Annotated in this window: 16 protein-coding genes and 1 riboswitch; of the genes, 13 read left to right on the top strand and 3 right to left on the bottom strand. The window is 70.5% G+C overall.

All coding sequences use genetic code 11. From position 1 onward, the window contains the following. The first annotated feature begins 2 nt into the window (after positions 1-2). From rpe to NQ706_RS04075, 9 genes are all read left to right on the top strand, one after another. Positions 3-677, top strand: coding sequence for a ribulose-phosphate 3-epimerase (gene rpe, locus NQ706_RS04115; protein ID WP_038570995.1), 675 nt, complete (start codon positions 3-5; stop codon positions 675-677). Positions 678-758: 81 nt separating this feature from the next. Further along, a riboswitch (FMN riboswitch) is annotated at positions 759-889 on the top strand. A gap of 189 nt (positions 890-1078) precedes the next feature. Further along, complete coding sequence (gene ribD, locus NQ706_RS04110; RefSeq protein ID WP_038568487.1) at positions 1079-2101, top strand: bifunctional diaminohydroxyphosphoribosylaminopyrimidine deaminase/5-amino-6-(5-phosphoribosylamino)uracil reductase RibD; 1023 nt, start codon at positions 1079-1081, stop codon at positions 2099-2101. Further along, positions 2101-2757 (top strand): riboflavin synthase, encoded by a 657-nt coding sequence (locus NQ706_RS04105; protein ID WP_038568485.1) that lies wholly within the window; start codon positions 2101-2103, stop codon positions 2755-2757. The genes ribD and NQ706_RS04105 overlap by 1 nt, the downstream gene beginning before the upstream one ends. Continuing rightward, a complete protein-coding gene (locus NQ706_RS04100) occupies positions 2754-3446 on the top strand; it encodes a nicotinamide mononucleotide transporter family protein (protein ID WP_038568483.1) in 693 nt (230 codons plus the stop codon). The genes NQ706_RS04105 and NQ706_RS04100 overlap by 4 nt, the downstream gene beginning before the upstream one ends. Before the next feature lie 60 nt (positions 3447-3506). Then, positions 3507-4742, top strand: coding sequence for a bifunctional 3,4-dihydroxy-2-butanone-4-phosphate synthase/GTP cyclohydrolase II (locus NQ706_RS04095; protein ID WP_051806419.1), 1236 nt, complete (start codon positions 3507-3509; stop codon positions 4740-4742). 84 nt (positions 4743-4826) lie between these two features. Continuing rightward, a complete protein-coding gene (gene ribH / locus NQ706_RS04090; RefSeq protein WP_038568481.1) occupies positions 4827-5318 on the top strand; it encodes a 6,7-dimethyl-8-ribityllumazine synthase in 492 nt (163 codons plus the stop codon). A gap of 59 nt (positions 5319-5377) precedes the next feature. Further along, positions 5378-5641 carry a phosphoribosyl-ATP diphosphatase gene (locus tag NQ706_RS04085; RefSeq protein WP_038570988.1) on the top strand — a complete coding sequence of 88 codons (264 nt, stop codon included), beginning with the start codon at positions 5378-5380 and terminating at the stop codon, positions 5639-5641. 14 nt (positions 5642-5655) lie between these two features. Further along, positions 5656-6501 (top strand): ATP phosphoribosyltransferase, encoded by an 846-nt coding sequence (gene hisG, locus NQ706_RS04080; protein ID WP_038570985.1) that lies wholly within the window; start codon positions 5656-5658, stop codon positions 6499-6501. Positions 6502-6522: 21 nt separating this feature from the next. Then, the gene (locus tag NQ706_RS04075) at positions 6523-6996 is read left to right on the top strand and encodes a PH domain-containing protein (protein ID WP_038568479.1); all 474 of its coding nucleotides are present in this window, start codon (positions 6523-6525) and stop codon (positions 6994-6996) included. A 7-nt stretch (positions 6997-7003) separates the two neighbouring features. Here NQ706_RS04075 and NQ706_RS04070 read toward each other — a convergent pair whose 3' ends face one another. Continuing rightward, a complete protein-coding gene (locus NQ706_RS04070; protein WP_051805920.1) occupies positions 7004-7618 on the bottom strand; it encodes an AAA family ATPase in 615 nt (204 codons plus the stop codon). Positions 7619-7666: 48 nt separating this feature from the next. Here NQ706_RS04070 and hisF point away from each other — a divergent pair, with 48 nt between their 5' ends. Then, on the top strand, positions 7667-8419 hold the full coding sequence (gene hisF, locus NQ706_RS04065; protein ID WP_404360435.1) for an imidazole glycerol phosphate synthase subunit HisF: 753 nt from the start codon (positions 7667-7669) through the stop codon (positions 8417-8419). Between the two features lie 21 nt (positions 8420-8440). Here the strand turns inward: hisF and NQ706_RS04060 are convergent, their stop codons facing one another. Next, positions 8441-9085 carry a TIGR03085 family metal-binding protein gene (locus NQ706_RS04060; RefSeq protein ID WP_006943812.1) on the bottom strand — a complete coding sequence of 215 codons (645 nt, stop codon included), beginning with the start codon at positions 9083-9085 and terminating at the stop codon, positions 8441-8443. Positions 9086-9132: 47 nt separating this feature from the next. Here NQ706_RS04060 and NQ706_RS04055 point away from each other — a divergent pair, with 47 nt between their 5' ends. Continuing rightward, the gene (locus NQ706_RS04055) at positions 9133-11214 is read left to right on the top strand and encodes an ABC transporter ATP-binding protein (protein ID WP_081873671.1); all 2082 of its coding nucleotides are present in this window, start codon (positions 9133-9135) and stop codon (positions 11212-11214) included. After that, the gene (locus NQ706_RS04050; RefSeq protein WP_038568475.1) at positions 11211-13031 is read left to right on the top strand and encodes an ABC transporter ATP-binding protein; all 1821 of its coding nucleotides are present in this window, start codon (positions 11211-11213) and stop codon (positions 13029-13031) included. Before NQ706_RS04055 ends, NQ706_RS04050 begins: the two co-directional genes overlap by 4 nt. 62 nt (positions 13032-13093) lie before the next feature. Here NQ706_RS04050 and NQ706_RS04045 read toward each other — a convergent pair whose 3' ends face one another. After that, positions 13094-13417: a WYL domain-containing protein gene (locus tag NQ706_RS04045; protein ID WP_167539842.1), complete on the bottom strand. Its 324-nt coding sequence runs from the start codon at positions 13415-13417 to the stop codon at positions 13094-13096. Between the two features lie 635 nt (positions 13418-14052). On the opposite strand from NQ706_RS04045, the gene NQ706_RS04040 reads away from it, so the two are divergent. Continuing rightward, positions 14053-14733: an NAD(P)H-binding protein gene (locus NQ706_RS04040; RefSeq protein ID WP_081873669.1), complete on the top strand. Its 681-nt coding sequence runs from the start codon at positions 14053-14055 to the stop codon at positions 14731-14733. Positions 14734-15052: the final 319 nt, after the last annotated feature.

Genomic DNA, 15052 nt, shown 5'->3' with positions numbered 1-15052 from the left:
GCATGACCGACGCCCGTGACGTCCGCATCTCGCCGAGCATCCTCTCCGCCGATTTCGCCAACCTCGAACGCGAGCTCGACGCCATCAACAACGCCGACTGGGCGCACGTGGACGTCATGGACAACCACTTCGTGCCCAACCTGACGCTCGGGCTGCCGGTCGTCGAGTCGCTGCTGAAGGTGAGCCCGATCCCGCTCGATGCGCACCTCATGATCGACGACCCCGACCGCTGGGCGCCCGCCTACGCCGAAGCCGGGTGCAAGAGCGTGACGTTCCACGTCGAGGCCGCGGCCGACCCGAAAAAGCTCGCACGCGACATCCGCGCGGCCGGAGCTCGCGCGTCGATGGCGATCAAGCCGAACACGCCGTGGGAGCCGTACGCAGATCTGCTGCCCGAGCTCGACATGGTGCTCGTCATGACGGTCGAGCCCGGCTTCGGTGGCCAGTCGTTCATGGCGGAGCAGATGCCGAAGGTGCGCGCGGTGCGCGAGAGCATCCGCACGCACGGCGGTGACGTGTGGGTGCAGGTCGACGGCGGCGTCTCGGCCAAGACGATCGAGCAGTGCGCCGAAGCCGGTGCCGACACCTTCGTCGCGGGATCGGCCGTCTACGGTGCCGAGTCCGCTGCCGCCGCGATCGACGAGCTGCGTGCCCTGGCTGCGGGGCACGCGCACTGAACTGACGTGTGTCGCACCGAGCGGGGTGGGCGAGCTTGCGAGGGAAGACGCGCAGACGAGCGCGAAGGAGTAGCATGTTGGGCGTGTACCCGGGGTAGGTGAAATTCCTAGCCGGCGGTGAAAGTCCGCGACCCGGCCCGCTTCGACAGGGGTCGGTTGACTCGGTGAGATTCCGAGACCGACGGTTAAAGTCCGGATGGGAGGTTGCACGCGGTTGTTCGCGCTCTGCGCGGGCGGCCGACGAGCCGTTGCGGCGTGCCTGAGGGCATCGCGCGTGGCGTTTCGGCCGATGTCGTCGGCGCCTTCGTGGCGTGCGGCGGGCGTCAGCTTTCTCGTGCCCCGGTGATCGGTTGTTCGATCGGACCGGAAGGCATCTCGTGAGACTCGAGCGTCATAGCGCCATGGAGCGCGCCGCGCAGCTGGCTGCGCTATCGCCGCGTGTCGACCCCAATCCTCGTGTCGGGTGCGTCGTCGTCGACGCTGACGGCGTCATCCTCGCAGAGGGCTACCACCGCGGCGCGGGCACGTGGCACGCCGAGGCCGCGGCCATCAACGAAGCGATCGCGACGGGCGTCGACCTGCGTGGCGCGACGGCGTACGTCACCCTCGAACCCTGCTCGCACACCGGGCGCACCCCGTCGTGCGCGCGCGCTCTGATCCGCGCCGGCGTCGCCCGTGTTGTCTTCGGCCAACCCGACCCCAACGGCGCGGCCGCCGGGGGAGCGCAGATCCTGCGCGAGGCAGGCGTCGCCGTCGAACAAGACGACACCCTCGCGGCTGCGAGCCGAGACCTCAACGCGGACTGGACGTTCTCCGTCACCCACGCGCGCCCGTTCGTGCGCTGGAAGTACGCCTCGACCCTCGACGGGTTCAGCGCGGCGTCGGACCACACGTCCCAGTGGATCACCGGCCCGGTCGCGCGCGTCGACGTCCACGCGCAGCGTGCCGAGCACGGCGCGATCGTCGTCGGCACCGGCACCGTTCTCGCCGACGACCCGCAGCTCACAGTCCGCGACGCCCAGGGACGCGCGGGGGTGCAGCAACCGTTGCGCGTCGTCGTCGGCGACACCCCGATCCCCGACACCGCCCGCGTGCTCGACGACGCCGCTTCCACCCTCGTGCTGCCCCGGCAGAGCCCGACCGACGTCCTCGCCGCGCTGCACGCGCGCGGCATTCACGCCGTCTGGCTCGAAGGTGGACCGACGCTGGCCGCGGTGTTCCTGCGTGCCGGGCTCGTCGACGAGATCGTCGCCTATCTCGCCCCCGCCCTGCTCGGCGCGGGCCGCCCCGCGGCCGCCGACCTCGACATCACGACGATCGCGGAGGCCCTCCGCTTCGACCTCGTCGACGCCGCGACGCTGCCCTCGAACGAACCGTCCGCCACCGACCTGCGCCTGCGCCTGCGTCCCACGAAGGAGATCTGATGTTCACCGGAATCATCGAAGCGACCGGCACGCTCGAGCGCATCGAGCACACCGCCGACGCGGCGATCCTCACGATCGCGGGCGCCGCCGTCCTCGACGACGCCCACTACGGCGACAGCATCGCCGTCAACGGCGTGTGCCTGACGGTGACCACGTTCGACGAGCAGCGATTCAGCGTTGACGTCATGAAGGAGACGCTCGATCGCACGAGCCTGGGCGCGCTCGTGCCGGGCAGCCGGGTCAACCTCGAACGCGCCATGAGCGCGCAGGCACGGTTCGGCGGTCACGTCGTGCAGGGCCACGTGGATGCGACCGTCCGCATCACCGCCATCGAACCGGGGGAGCGCTGGAGCGTCGTGCGTTTCGACCTGCCCGTCGACCTGGCGCCCTACGTCGTGGAGAAGGGTTCGGTGACGCTCGACGGCGTGTCGCTCACGGTCGCCTCGCGCCAGGAGGCGTCGTTCAGCGTCAGCCTCATCCCGACGACGCTCGAGCTGACGACGTTCGGCGCCGCCCGCGTCGGCGATCTCGTCAACGTGGAGGTCGACGTGCTCGCCAAGTACGTCGAGCAGATGCTCGCGCCGCGCCTCGCTGCGCTCGACATCCGTCTCGTGGAACTCGACGCCCGCCTGGCGGCCTCCGAGGGGCGCGCATGAGCATCTGGGAACAGGCCTACTCGGCGCACCTGACGATCGGCGGTGCGCAGATCACGTGGCGCGAGATCATCGGCAACGCGTTCGGGATGGCGTCCGCGATCGGTGGCATGCGCCGCAAGGTGTGGGCGTGGCCGGTCGGCATCATCGGCAACATGCTGCTGTTCACCGTGTTCGCCGGGCTCGTGTTCGGCATGGACGATCGCGCGCCGATGCTCGGCCAGGCCGGGCGGCAGATCTTCTTCATCATCACGAGCCTGTACGGCTGGTGGGTGTGGCGCGCGAGCCGCCGCGACGGCACGAGCGGTGAGGCCGTCACGCCGCACTGGGCGAGCACGAGCCAGCGCATCGGCTACCTGCTCGCCTGGGGCGCGGGCGTCGTCGTCGTGCACTGGATCTTCACGCTGATCGGCGCGGGTTGGCCGGCGCCGTGGTGGTACTTCTGGTGCGACGCCTGGATCTTCGTCGGCTCCCTGCTCGCGACGTTCGCGATGGCGCGCGGCTGGAACGACTTCTGGCTCATGTGGATCGCAGTCGACGTCGTCGGCGTGCCCGAGCTCATCTATTCCAAGTACTACCCGAGCGCCGTGTTGTACGCGCTCTACGCAGCCCTCGTCGTCGTCGGATTCGTGCAGTGGGTGCGCATCTCACGCCCCCACAGCGTCGCCGAACGCGAGATGGAAGCGGCCTGAGCGATGCACAGCCCGTCGAAGCAGACCGAGACGATGAAAACCGAGACGAGAGAGAGCCTGATGAGCGCCGCACCCAGCGCCGCAACGCCCAAGGACACGCCGCTGGCGCTGTCGAGCATCGAGGACGCGCTCGAGCAACTGCGGCTCGGACGGCCGGTGCTCGTCGCCGACGACGAGAACCGCGAGAACGAGGCCGACATCGTCATGTCGGGCGCGACGATGACGCGCGAGTGGATGGCGTGGGCGATCCGGCACAGCTCCGGGGTCATCTGCGCGCCGATGCCGGACGCGATCGCCGACCGCCTCCTGCTGCCCCCGATGGTGTCGCGCAACGAGGATCCGAAGGGCACCGCCTACACGATCTCCGTCGACGCGAAGGACGGCGTGCACACCGGCATCTCCGCAGCCGACCGCGCGCTGACGCTGCGGTTGCTCGCCGACCCGAGCACCGAGCCGAGCGCGCTGACGCGCCCCGGGCACGTCTTCCCGCTGCGCGCCAAGCCGGGCGGCGTCCTCGAGCGCGACGGGCACACCGAGGCCTCCGTCGACCTGTGCCGCCTCGCCGGGCTCGAACCGGTCGCGATGATCGTCGAACTCGTCCACGACGACGGCGCGATGATGCGGCTGCCCGGCGCGATCGAGCTGGCGCAGCGCGAGGGCCTCGCCGTCATCACGATCGAGCAGCTCATCGCGTGGCGGCGCCGCCACGACCGCGTCGAACACGTCGCGAGCGCCGACCTGCCGACGCAGGTCGGCACGTTCCGCGTCGAGGCCTACGCCGATCGGGAGAACGGCGCCGAGCACCTCGCGCTCGTCGCGCCGACCGACGGTGATGACGTGCCGCTCGTGCGCGTCCACTCCGAATGCCTGACGGGCGACGCGCTCGGCTCGCTGCGCTGCGACTGCGGGCCGCAGCTCGCCGAGGCGCAGCGGCTCGTCGCGCGTGAGGGCGGCGTCGTCGTCTACCTGCGCGGGCAGGAGGGCCGCGGCGTCGGCCTGCTCAACAAGATCCGCGCGTACGCCCAGCAGGACGCCGGCGCCGACACCGTCGACGCGCAGACGAACCTGGGGTTGCCGATCGAGGCGCGCGAATACGGCGCTGCCGCAGCGATTCTGCGCGACCTCGGCATCGAACGGGTGGGGCTGCTGACGAACAACCCGGCCAAGGTACGCGAGCTCGTCGAGCACGGGATCGACGTCGTCGAGACGGTGCCGCTCATCGCGGGGCGCACCGTCCAGAACGCCTCCTACCTGCGCACCAAGCGCGAGCGCATGGGGCACACGTTCGACGCGTGAACCGCGCGTCGCATCGGAACCACCTGCCCGGCGCACCACCCGAACGCACGGACCACCACTGCAGATCGATCGAAGGAGAACATCATGAGCGGCCACGGAGCCCCCACCCTCAGCACGGACGCGGCGGGCCTGCGCGTCGCGGTCGTCGCGGCGAGCTGGCACGAGCAGGTCATGAACGGCCTCATCGACGGCGCCCGTCGCGGCCTCGCCGACGCCGGCGTGCGTGACGACGACGTGACGCTCGTGCGCGTGCCCGGCACGTTCGAGCTGACGGCGGCCTGCGCGCGCCTCGCGCCGCACTTCGACGTCCTGGTCGCGCTCGGCGTCGTCATTCGCGGTGGCACTCCGCACTTCGACTACGTCTGCAGCGCCGCGACGGACGGGCTGACGCAGATCGGCGTCACGACCGGCAAGGCGATCGGTTTCGGCGTCCTCACGTGCGACACCGACGCCCAGGCGCTCGATCGTGCGGGCCTCGAGGGTTCGAGCGAGGACAAGGGTCACGAGGCGGCGACGGCGGCCGTCGTCACGGAGATGACGTTGCGCTCGCTGCAGCTTCCGGCCGCGACGCTGTGAGCGGCGCGACGCCGGGCGCGGTCGGCTCGGCGCGAACGCAGCCGGTAGCCTTGGGCACCGTGAAGAGCTTTGAGCAACTGTGGGAAGAACTGAGCGAGAAGGCGGCCACGCGCCCCGCGGGGTCGGGCACCGTCGCCGAGCTCGACGCGGGCGTCCACTTCATCGGCAAGAAGATCGTCGAGGAGGCCGCCGAGGTGTGGATGGCCGCCGAGCACGAGGGCAACGCCGCCGCCGCCGAGGAGATCAGCCAGTTGCTGTACCACCTGCAGGTGCTCATGCTCGAGCGCGGCATCACGCTCGACGACGTCTACTCCCACCTGTGATCGAAGGGTCCTCCATGCTGCGCGTTGCCGTGCCCAACAAGGGCGCCCTGTCCGAATCCGCCGCGTCGATGCTCAAGGAAGCGGGCTACCGCGGGCGTCGCGAGTCGAAGGAACTCGTCGTCGTCGACCGCGACAACGACGTCGAGTTCTTCTTCCTGCGTCCCAAGGACATCGCCGTCTACGTCGGTTCGGGCACCCTCGACCTCGGCATCACCGGGCGTGACCTGCTGCTCGATTCCGGCTCGAGCGCCGTCGAACACCTGCAGCTCGGCTTCGGCGGTTCGACGTTCCGCTACGCCGGCCGACCGGGTGTCGCGACGTCCGTCAGCGAGCTGGCGGGGCGCCGCATCGCGACGTCGTTCGCCGGCCTCGTGCGGGCCGATCTCGCCAAGAACGGCGTCGAGGCCGAGGTCGTACGTCTCGACGGCGCCGTCGAGACGGCCGTGACGCTCGGCGTCGCCGACGTCATCGCCGACGTCGTCGAGACCGGCACGACGCTGCGCAACGCGGGCCTCGAGGTCTTCGGCGAGCCGATCCTCACGAGTGAGGCCGTCCTCATCCGCCCGGACGCGCGCGAAGTCGGTGACGCCGCACTGACGCTCGTGCGTCGCCTCGAAGGTGTCCTCACGGCCCGCAACTTCGTCATGATGGACTATGACATCGAAGCTTCCCTCGTCGAACGCGCCGCGGCGCTGACGCCGGGGCTCGAGTCGCCGACCGTCTCGCCGCTGCACGACCCGAACAAGGTCGCGGTGCGCGCGATGGTCAACCGCAAGGTCATCAACCACGTGATGGACGAGCTGTACGCGCTCGGCGCGCGTGCCATCCTCGTCACCGACATCGCAGCCTGCCGCCTGTAGTCGAACCCGCGAGGAGCAACCATGAGTGACGTCGACGCCTACCGTCCCTTCGTCCCGCGACGCGGGCGGGCGATGGCGTTCACCGCGGCGGCGCTGTCCGTCGTCGTGTTCGGCATCGTCGCGTTCGTCCTCGTGCCCGGTGGCGGTGCGACGGGGTGGACGACGACGGACAAGTGGTCGCTGTTCTTCCTCGGGTGTGCGATCGGCTGGATGCTGTCGCGCTGGGGGCTGGTCAAGGCCGTGCCGAACGAGCGCGGCCTCAAGGTGCGCAACCTCATCCTCACGCGTGAGATCGAGTGGGCCGAGATCCTCGGCGTCCAGTTCGGCGGCGGGCGGGCCTGGGCGACGCTCGACCTCGCCGACACCGAGCAGCTTGCCGTCATGGCCATCCAGCGTGCTGACGGCCCGTCGGCCGAGGCGGAGGCCTCGCGCCTCGCGGCCCTCGTCGAGGTCGCTCGTCAGCGTGCCGCGGCCGCGGCGGGCGCGCACGACTGACGCTCGTTCAGCCCCGAATGGGGTCGTCCGGCACGGGAACGAGCGCGTCGGGGCGCGGTGGGTGCGCCGCGAACCAGGCGTCCTCCTGCAACTCCCACGCGAGCCAGTAGGGCACGAACGTCTCGCCGTCGCGCTCCAGCGCGCGCCGTCTGCGCGTCTCGCGCTCGGCCTCCAGCCACAGGGCGGCGTGGGCGAGCGAACGTCCGACCCAGGTCGCGCCGACGCCTTCGACGATGAGCGGACGATCGGGTGTGACGGTGACGCGTCCTCGCGCCGCCGTGCCCGGCCAGTGGGTCGGCAGGTAGGTGCTCGCGTTGTGGCGTGACCACTGCTCGGCGATGTGACGGGCCCGCACGAGCCCCGCCGACAGCCCGTCCCAGTCGCGGTACAGATCGTCGAGGTGGACGATCTGGGCGTCCGCGTGACGATCGTGCAGAGCGCCGGCGAGCTGCGTCTTGCCCGAGCCGGAGCGGCCGTCGATCGTGACGAGCCAGCGCGGGCGCGTCATCCGCGCCTCGACGTGCGCGAGGGCGTCGTCGTATTCGACGTGCGGCACGCACGCGAGGGCGGCGGCCTCGGGACGCACGGGGGCCGAGAGCGAGCCGGCGCGAGCGTCATCCACGGATCAAACCTATCGGCGCTGCGTCGCCGTGGCCTCTAATCTGGTGCCATGACTGTTGCCGTGCGTGTCATCCCGTGCCTCGACGTCGACGTCGGCCGCGTCGTCAAGGGCGTCAACTTCGAGAACCTGCGCGACGCGGGCGACCCCGTCGAGCTCGCCGCGAAGTACGGCGCCCAGGGCGCCGACGAGTTGACGTTCCTCGACGTGACGGCGAGCTCCTCGGATCGTTCGACGACGTACGACGTCGTCTCGCGCACCGCGGAGCAGGTCTTCATCCCGCTGACGGTCGGGGGAGGCGTGCGCACGGTCGACGACGTCGACCGGTTGCTGCGCGCCGGCGCCGACAAGGTCGGCATCAACACGGGCGCCATCGCCCGCCCCGAGGTCATCGGGGAGATCGCCGACCGGTTCGGCGCGCAGGTGCTCGTCCTGTCGGCCGACGTGCGCCGCGTCGATGGCCACTACGTCGTGACGACGCACGGTGGGCGTCGCGCGAGCGACCTCGACGCCGTCGAATGGTGTGCTCGCGCGGAGGCGCTGGGCGCGGGGGAGATCCTGCTCAACTCGATGGACGCCGACGGCACGAAGGCCGGTTTCGACCTCGACCTCGTCGACGCGGTGCGCCGCGAGGTCAGCGTCCCGCTCATCGCGAGCGGCGGCGCGGGCGCCGTCGAGCACTTCGAGCCGGCCGTCGCGCACGGCGCTGACGCGGTGCTCGCCGCGTCGGTGTTCCACTACGGCGAGCTGACGATCGGTGACGTCAAGGGTGCCCTTGCGGCGGCGGGGCACCCGGTGCGCTGACGCTCCGTCGTGCGCTGACGCTCAGATGCCGCGCGGTTCGGCGACGAACCGGTTGATGTCGTCGGGCTCGCCCTCGAACTCGACGAAGCTCATCCGCCCGGCCAGGTGCAGCAGCACCTCGCTCGGCTGGCCGGCGACGATGAACTCGCCGATCGGCTCCGACGGCGAGTTGAGCGCCAGCGGCGCGTGCCCCGGGCACAGCGCCGCGACGCGCATCGCCGAGCGGCGCAGCGTCATCCGTGCGGCCGTGGGCAATGCGTCGTAGAGCGCGTTCTGCAGGTCGGCGCCCAGCACGCGGACGCCGTCCTGGTCGGCGGCCGGCAGCTGAGCGCGCAGGATGTCCTCGTGGTGGATGAAGTACTCCTGCAGGTTCGCGTGCGCATCGACGGCGGGGATGCGGAACGGCGAGAACTCGTGCGGACCCTTGCGCACCATGTCGACGAGATCCTCGAACGGGCGCAACGCGTAGCGCTCCCGGGTGCGTTCGGACGCGTCGCGCACCTGGGGCACGAGGATACCGAGGGCCTCCGGGCGGCGCTCACGCATCGCGAGGTGTGCCATGAGATCCCTGACATTCCAGCCGACGCACAGCGTCGGCGCGTCCGGGCCGAGGCGCAGGGCGGTGTCGCACAGGGCATGACGTTCGGCTTGGGCATACTTGCGCATGCCGCAATGTTGTCACCTGCGCGAATGCGCGAGCAAAGGAACCCCACGTGACCTCAGCCGACCTGGCCCCTGACGCCTCACCTGTGCGCGTGGCCGCCGCCGGCGCCCGCGAGCAGTGGCGAGCGTTCGCGCCCGCCGTCATCGGCGCGACGGCATACGGCATCCTCACCGTCCTCACCGCCCGCGTCATCGGCCACCTCGTCGCGGACGTCGTCACGCCGGCGGTGCGCGATCGTCACCTCGACGGTGCGATGGTCTGGCAGATCGTGTGGCAGCTCGGCGGCGTCGTCGCGCTCAACGCGGCCGCCGTCATCCTGCGCCGCATCGCGGCGGGCGTGGCGTACAACAACCTCATCGCCTCGACGCGGCGGCAGGTGACGCGCGCCTACCAGCTACTGCCCATGCGCTGGCACCTCGCGCACCCGTCGGGTCAGCTGCTGTCGCACGCGAACTCGGACGTCGAGGCGATCTGGAACATCTTCCAGCCGCTGCCGATGGCGCTCGGCGTCGCCGTCATGCTGGCGTTCGGGTTCGTCTCGATCTTCCTGGTCGACGTGTGGCTCGGCGTCGTCGCGCTCGTCGTGTTCCCGCTGCTCATCGTCATCAACTACTGGTTCCAGGTCGTCATGCGCGCCCGCGTGGAAGCGTCGCAGGCCGCGCGAGCGCGCGTCAGCGCCGTCGCGGACGAGAGCTTCGACGGCGCCCTCGTCGTCAAGGCGCTCGGGCGAGCGGACGCGGAGGTGTCCCGGTTCGGTGACGCCGCGGGCGAGCTGCGCGACGCCAACGTCAGGCTCGGACGCACCGAGGGCATCTTCGACCCGATGACGAACGCGCTGCCGACGATCGGTTCGCTGCTCGTGGTCCTCGTCGGCGCCGAGCGGGTCGCGTCAGGCGCGATCACGGCGGCGGACGTCGTCGAGGTGGCGTACCTGTTCAACCTGCTCGCATGGCCGGTGCGTGCGTTCGGCTGGATCCTGTTCAGCCTGCCGCAGGTCGCGATCGGGTGGAAGCGCGTCAAGCCGATCCTCGACGAGGCGGGCTCAACAGTGGTGCCCGCCCGCACGCTTGTGCTACCCGGTGGGCCGATCGCAGTCGACGTCGAGCACGTGACGTTCCGTCACGACGCGCGGCCGGCGGCGGGGGCTGATGCTGAGGGCGGGTCGGAGGACGGTTCCGACGTGGCCGAGGGCCTTCAGGAGCGGCGCGCAGCGTTGACCGACGTGACGCTGCGCGTGCCCGCGGGGGGATCCCTTGCCGTCGTCGGGGCGACGGGTGCCGGCAAGACGACGCTCGCTCAGGTCATCGCGGGATTGACGACGCCCGATTCGGGCAGTGTGCTCTATGACGGCGTGCCCGCCGCGCATGCCGTGGCACGCGAGGAGCGGGTGGCGCTCGCGACGCAGGAGGCGTTCGTGTTCAACGAGTCGACGCGTGAGAACGTCGCGCTGGGGCGCGCCGGTGTGGATGCGGGGGCTATTGATGAGGCGCTCGGTGTCGCGCACGCCAAGGGGTTCGTTGCGGCGCTGCCGGAGGGGGAGGACACGTCGCTCGGCGAGCGCGGATCGCGGCTCTCTGGCGGTCAGCGTCAGCGCGTGGCGCTCGCGCGCGTGCTCGCGGGACGCCCCGGGCTCGTCGTGCTCGACGATGCGACGAGTGCCATCGACCCCGCGGTCGAAGGGCAGATCCTCACGTCCCTCGCGGAGGCGACGGACGGCTGCACGAGCGTCATCATCGCGCACCGCCGCTCGAGCATCCTGCTCGCCGACGAGGTCGCGTTCCTCGACGCCGGGCGCGTCGTCGCTCAAGGCACGCACGAAGAAATCATGGCGACGCAGCCGGCTTATGCGCTGCTTCTCACGGCGTACGAGACGCAGGACTCTTCAGCGTCCGGGGACGAGTCTGAGGGCGAGGGCCATGGCGACTCAGACCGCGGCGCATCGGGCGGGGCGACATCGGCTCCGCCTCATGAGGGGTCGGACGAGGCGCCCGCGGGGCAGGGGATCGCGGGGCAGACGGGGGTGTTCCACGAATCGGGTGACGCGGACGAACGCGGCGCGCTGGGAGCCGTGACCGCGGCACCCGAATCGTCGGTCGTCGATGCCGCCCGCGAGGAAGACGAGGCGCGATGAAGCGGCGCTCGACAACCGCCACGGAGACAGCCGCCACGGCGCAGGCGGCAGGCGCGACTCCCGTCGTCAGTGATCGCGGCACCCTGCGGCGCGGCCTGCAGCTCGCACCCGAGATGACGCGTGGGCTCGGGTGGACGCTGCTGCTCGCGCTCGTCGCGACGACGAGCAACGTCATCGTCCCCATGACGATCCAGCGCGCGATCGATGACGGCATCCTCGCGCCGGGCGGCATCGACCTCGGTGTCGTGCGCTGGACGTGTGCGCTCGCGGTGGTCGGCGTCGTCGTCGCCGGGATGTGCTCGTACGTGATGAACGTGCGGCTGTTCAAGGCGTCGGAGGCGGGTCTCGCGACGTTGCGCGTCAAGGCGTTCGCGCACGTGCACGCGCTGTCGACGTTGACGCTCAACGCGTCGCGGCGCGGTTCGATGGTGTCGCGCGTGACGAGTGACGTCGACCAGATCTCGATGTTCGTGCAGCGCGGCGGCATGATGCTCATCGTCTCGATCGGGCAGTTGCTCGTCGCGACGGCCCTGATGCTGTGGTACTCGCCGCTGCTGACGGCCGTCGTGTGGGCGACGTTCGTGCCGCTCGTGTTCCTGCTGCGGCACTTCCAGCGCGTCGTCGGGCGCGCGTACGGCGTCGTGCGTGAGCGCGTCGCGGACATGCTCAGTGCGGTCTCGGAGTCGGTCGCGGGCGCCGCGACGGTGCGGTTGTTCGGGGTGCAGGAGCGCACGCAGGCGCGCATGGACGAGACGATCGAACGTCAGCGTCGTGCGGCCATCAGCGCGCAGATCCGCGCCGTCGGCGCGTTCGTGTCGGGGCAGGGCATTTCGGGGCTCGCGCTCGTCCTCGTGCTCGCCGTCGGCGCGTGGCAGGGGGCGCACGGTCGGATGAGCGTCGGTGAGATCACGGCGTTCGTGTTCCTGACGAACCTGTTCACGCAGCCGGTGCAGACGGCGACGGAGGTGCTCAACGACCTGCAGAACGCGCTCGCCGGGTGGCGTCGCATCATCGAGGTGCTCGACACGCCACTCGAGGTCGAGCCGCCCACCGAGGCGGTGACGTTGCCGCGCGGGCCCGTCGGGGTCGAGTTCGATGACGTGACGTTCGCGTATCGCGCGGGCGACAAGCCCGCGATCGTCGGGCTGACGGCGTCGGTGGCCGCAGGTCGTCGTGTCGCCGTCGTCGGTGAGACCGGTTCGGGCAAGAGCACGCTCGCGAAGTTGCTGACACGACTCGTCGATCCGTCCGACGGTGTCGTGCGTCTCGGAGGCGTCGATCTGCGCGACCTCGACGACGCGTCGCTACGCGCGTCCGTCGCGTACCTGCCGCAGGAAGGGTTCTTGTTCGACGGCACGATCGCCGACAACGTGCGCTTCGCGCGCCCCGACCTGTCGAATGACGACGTCGCCGCCGCGTTCGACGCCATCGGCTGCGGCGCGTGGTTGGCGGGGCAGCCCGCCGGGGTGCTGACGCAGGTCGGCGCTCGCGGCGGGCGGTTGAGTGCGGGGGAGCGGCAGCTCGTGGCGCTCGCGCGCACGTACGTCGCGGGCCCCGACGTGCTCGTGCTCGACGAGGCGACCTCCAGCGTCGATCCCACGACGGACGTCGCCGTGGGTCGAGCGCTCGATCAGTTGATGACCGGCCGCACGAGCGTCGTCATCGCGCACCGCCTCGCGAGCGCCGAGAGTGCCGACGAGGTGTGGGTCATGGACGCAGGGCGCCTCGTGCAGCGAGGCCCGCACACGGCGCTCGTCGCCGCCGACGGGCCCTATGCGCGCCTGCACGCCGGCTGGGTGGCGTCGCACGCGCATTGACGTCTGGGCCATGGCGATCTGTGCCGAGTGGCCCGAGCGCCGGGCGCCCGATGGCGGGTAAATCAAGCGAAGGCAGGTGACGACTCGCCATCGCGTGACTTACCCGCCATCCTGCTCGGCGCTCGCTGATTCGTCATCGCCTCGGCTCGTCGCCGAGTTGCCTCCCGGAGGGTGGTCCGCCGGCAGGGGGCGTCGGCCGAAGTCCGACGTGAGCCACCTCTCGAGTGATTCGTCGCGAAGGTGGGCGGTGACCGGCCGGTGACGGCGGGGTCTGCCGTGGCGGAGGTGATCCGGTCGAGGCGGGAAAGGCGCCAGCCGCGACGGTGCAGGTCATGGCCGAGGAGGTACCAGCGGCCCTCGCGGATGAAGAAAATGAGCGGTTGCATCTGTCGATCGCGGACACGGCCGTCGCCGTCGGAACGGCGAAGTGCACGATGCCACGTTGGGCAGCTGTGTCGACGAGCAGACCATGCAGGCGCGCGTCGACAGGCTCGAGCCCACTCATCAGCACGTGGGTCGCCGTCGCGGTCGCGACGGCTCGTCGACGCAGCGACCCCGGCAGCAGGCGTTCGAGCTTGGCGCGCACGACTGTGGCGTCCGTCGCCCCGGGGGTGACTGCTTCGAGACCCGCCCCCTCGAGCACGAGCAGGGCCGTGACGAGGGTGGACACCTCGTCGGCGTCGAGTACGAGGGGCGGGATCGTGACGCCCGAGTCCAGGCGGTAGCCGCCGCCGGGACCGGGCGTGACCGCACGCTGTAACCGAGGCTGCGCAAGCTAGCGACACCGCGTCGGACGGATCGCGGCCCCGTGGCAAGACGCATGGCGAGATCCGCCACAGAGCACCATCGGCCCGTCTGGAGCAGACCCAACGATTCGAGGGTACGCGACGAAGGACTCGCGACGGGCTCGTGGGGCGTGCGTTCATTGTCGTGCGAGATGAGGACCGGAACCGTCTGCATCTGGTCCTAGCGTCATTCCACGAGGGCGCGGGCACACCGCCGCTCAGGAAAACGGTGATCGATGCGCATCGCCATCACGACACCCAATGGAAACGTGGGTCGCCACCTGATTCGTATGCTCGTCCGAGTCGGGGTGCGGCCCGTGCTCTTGGCACGGCATCCCGCGCAGATCGCGCGGGAACTGCGCCCCCTCGTCGACACCGTCGAGGCGGATTCGCTGGACCGCGACGAGGTCGTTGCCGCGACTCGCGCGATTGATGCCGTGTACTGGGTGAATCCGAGCCCGATGACCGCTGATCCGCTCGCTGAGCATGCTCGGGCGAGCGAGGCAATCGTGGGTGCCGTCCGCGCGAACGGCATCAGGCGCGTCGTGTTCCACAGCAGCGTGGGGGCAGAGAAGCGCCACTGTGTGGGAGGGATCGACGGCCTTGCCGCGACGGAGTTGTCGCTCGACGCGCTCGACGTCGACGTCACGCACCTGCGTTGCGGTTGTTTCTTCTCCAACCTCACGCGGGACGTGGCGGCGATCCGCCAGGGCGAAATCGACACGGTGCTCCGGGTTGATCACGCATTGAGATGGGTGGCGCCGCGCGACGTCGCCGAGATGGCGGCACTCTGCCTTCTTGACGAGGGGTGGCAGGCGCGTCATGTCCGAGCGGTTCACGGGCCGCGGGATCTCTCGTGGCGCGACGTCACGCGCATTCTCTTCGACCACGTGGGAAATGCGGTGGCGGCGCGCTAGATCAGCGATGCGGACATGATGTCCCGCTACCTGGGGCCGGGCTCGCCCGTGGTCTCGCGCAGGCGCTACTGGGGATGAGCACCGGAATCCGCGATGATTTCCGTCCCGAGCAGGGGCGGACCCCCGCCACCACGACGCCGACGCAGCTCGCGGGCTGGGTGTACGACGAGTTGCTGCCGATCATGGGTGCGTGACGATCGGGTTGGGCAGTCGCGTTTGAGGATCAGCGTTGGAAGCGCCGCCGGCGCCCGCGCGGGCGTGGTCAGTGAGAGCCGGCTCAATGGATCTTTCATGTGACGGAGCCTACCCCTATTCGAAC

This window comes from Dermacoccus sp. BD5 (assembly GCF_044878485.1).
Lineage (GTDB): Bacteria > Actinomycetota > Actinomycetes > Actinomycetales > Dermatophilaceae > Dermacoccus > Dermacoccus nishinomiyaensis.
The sequence above is the reverse complement of the archived record's forward strand: the minus strand, read 5'-3'. Positions and strand labels throughout refer to the sequence as shown.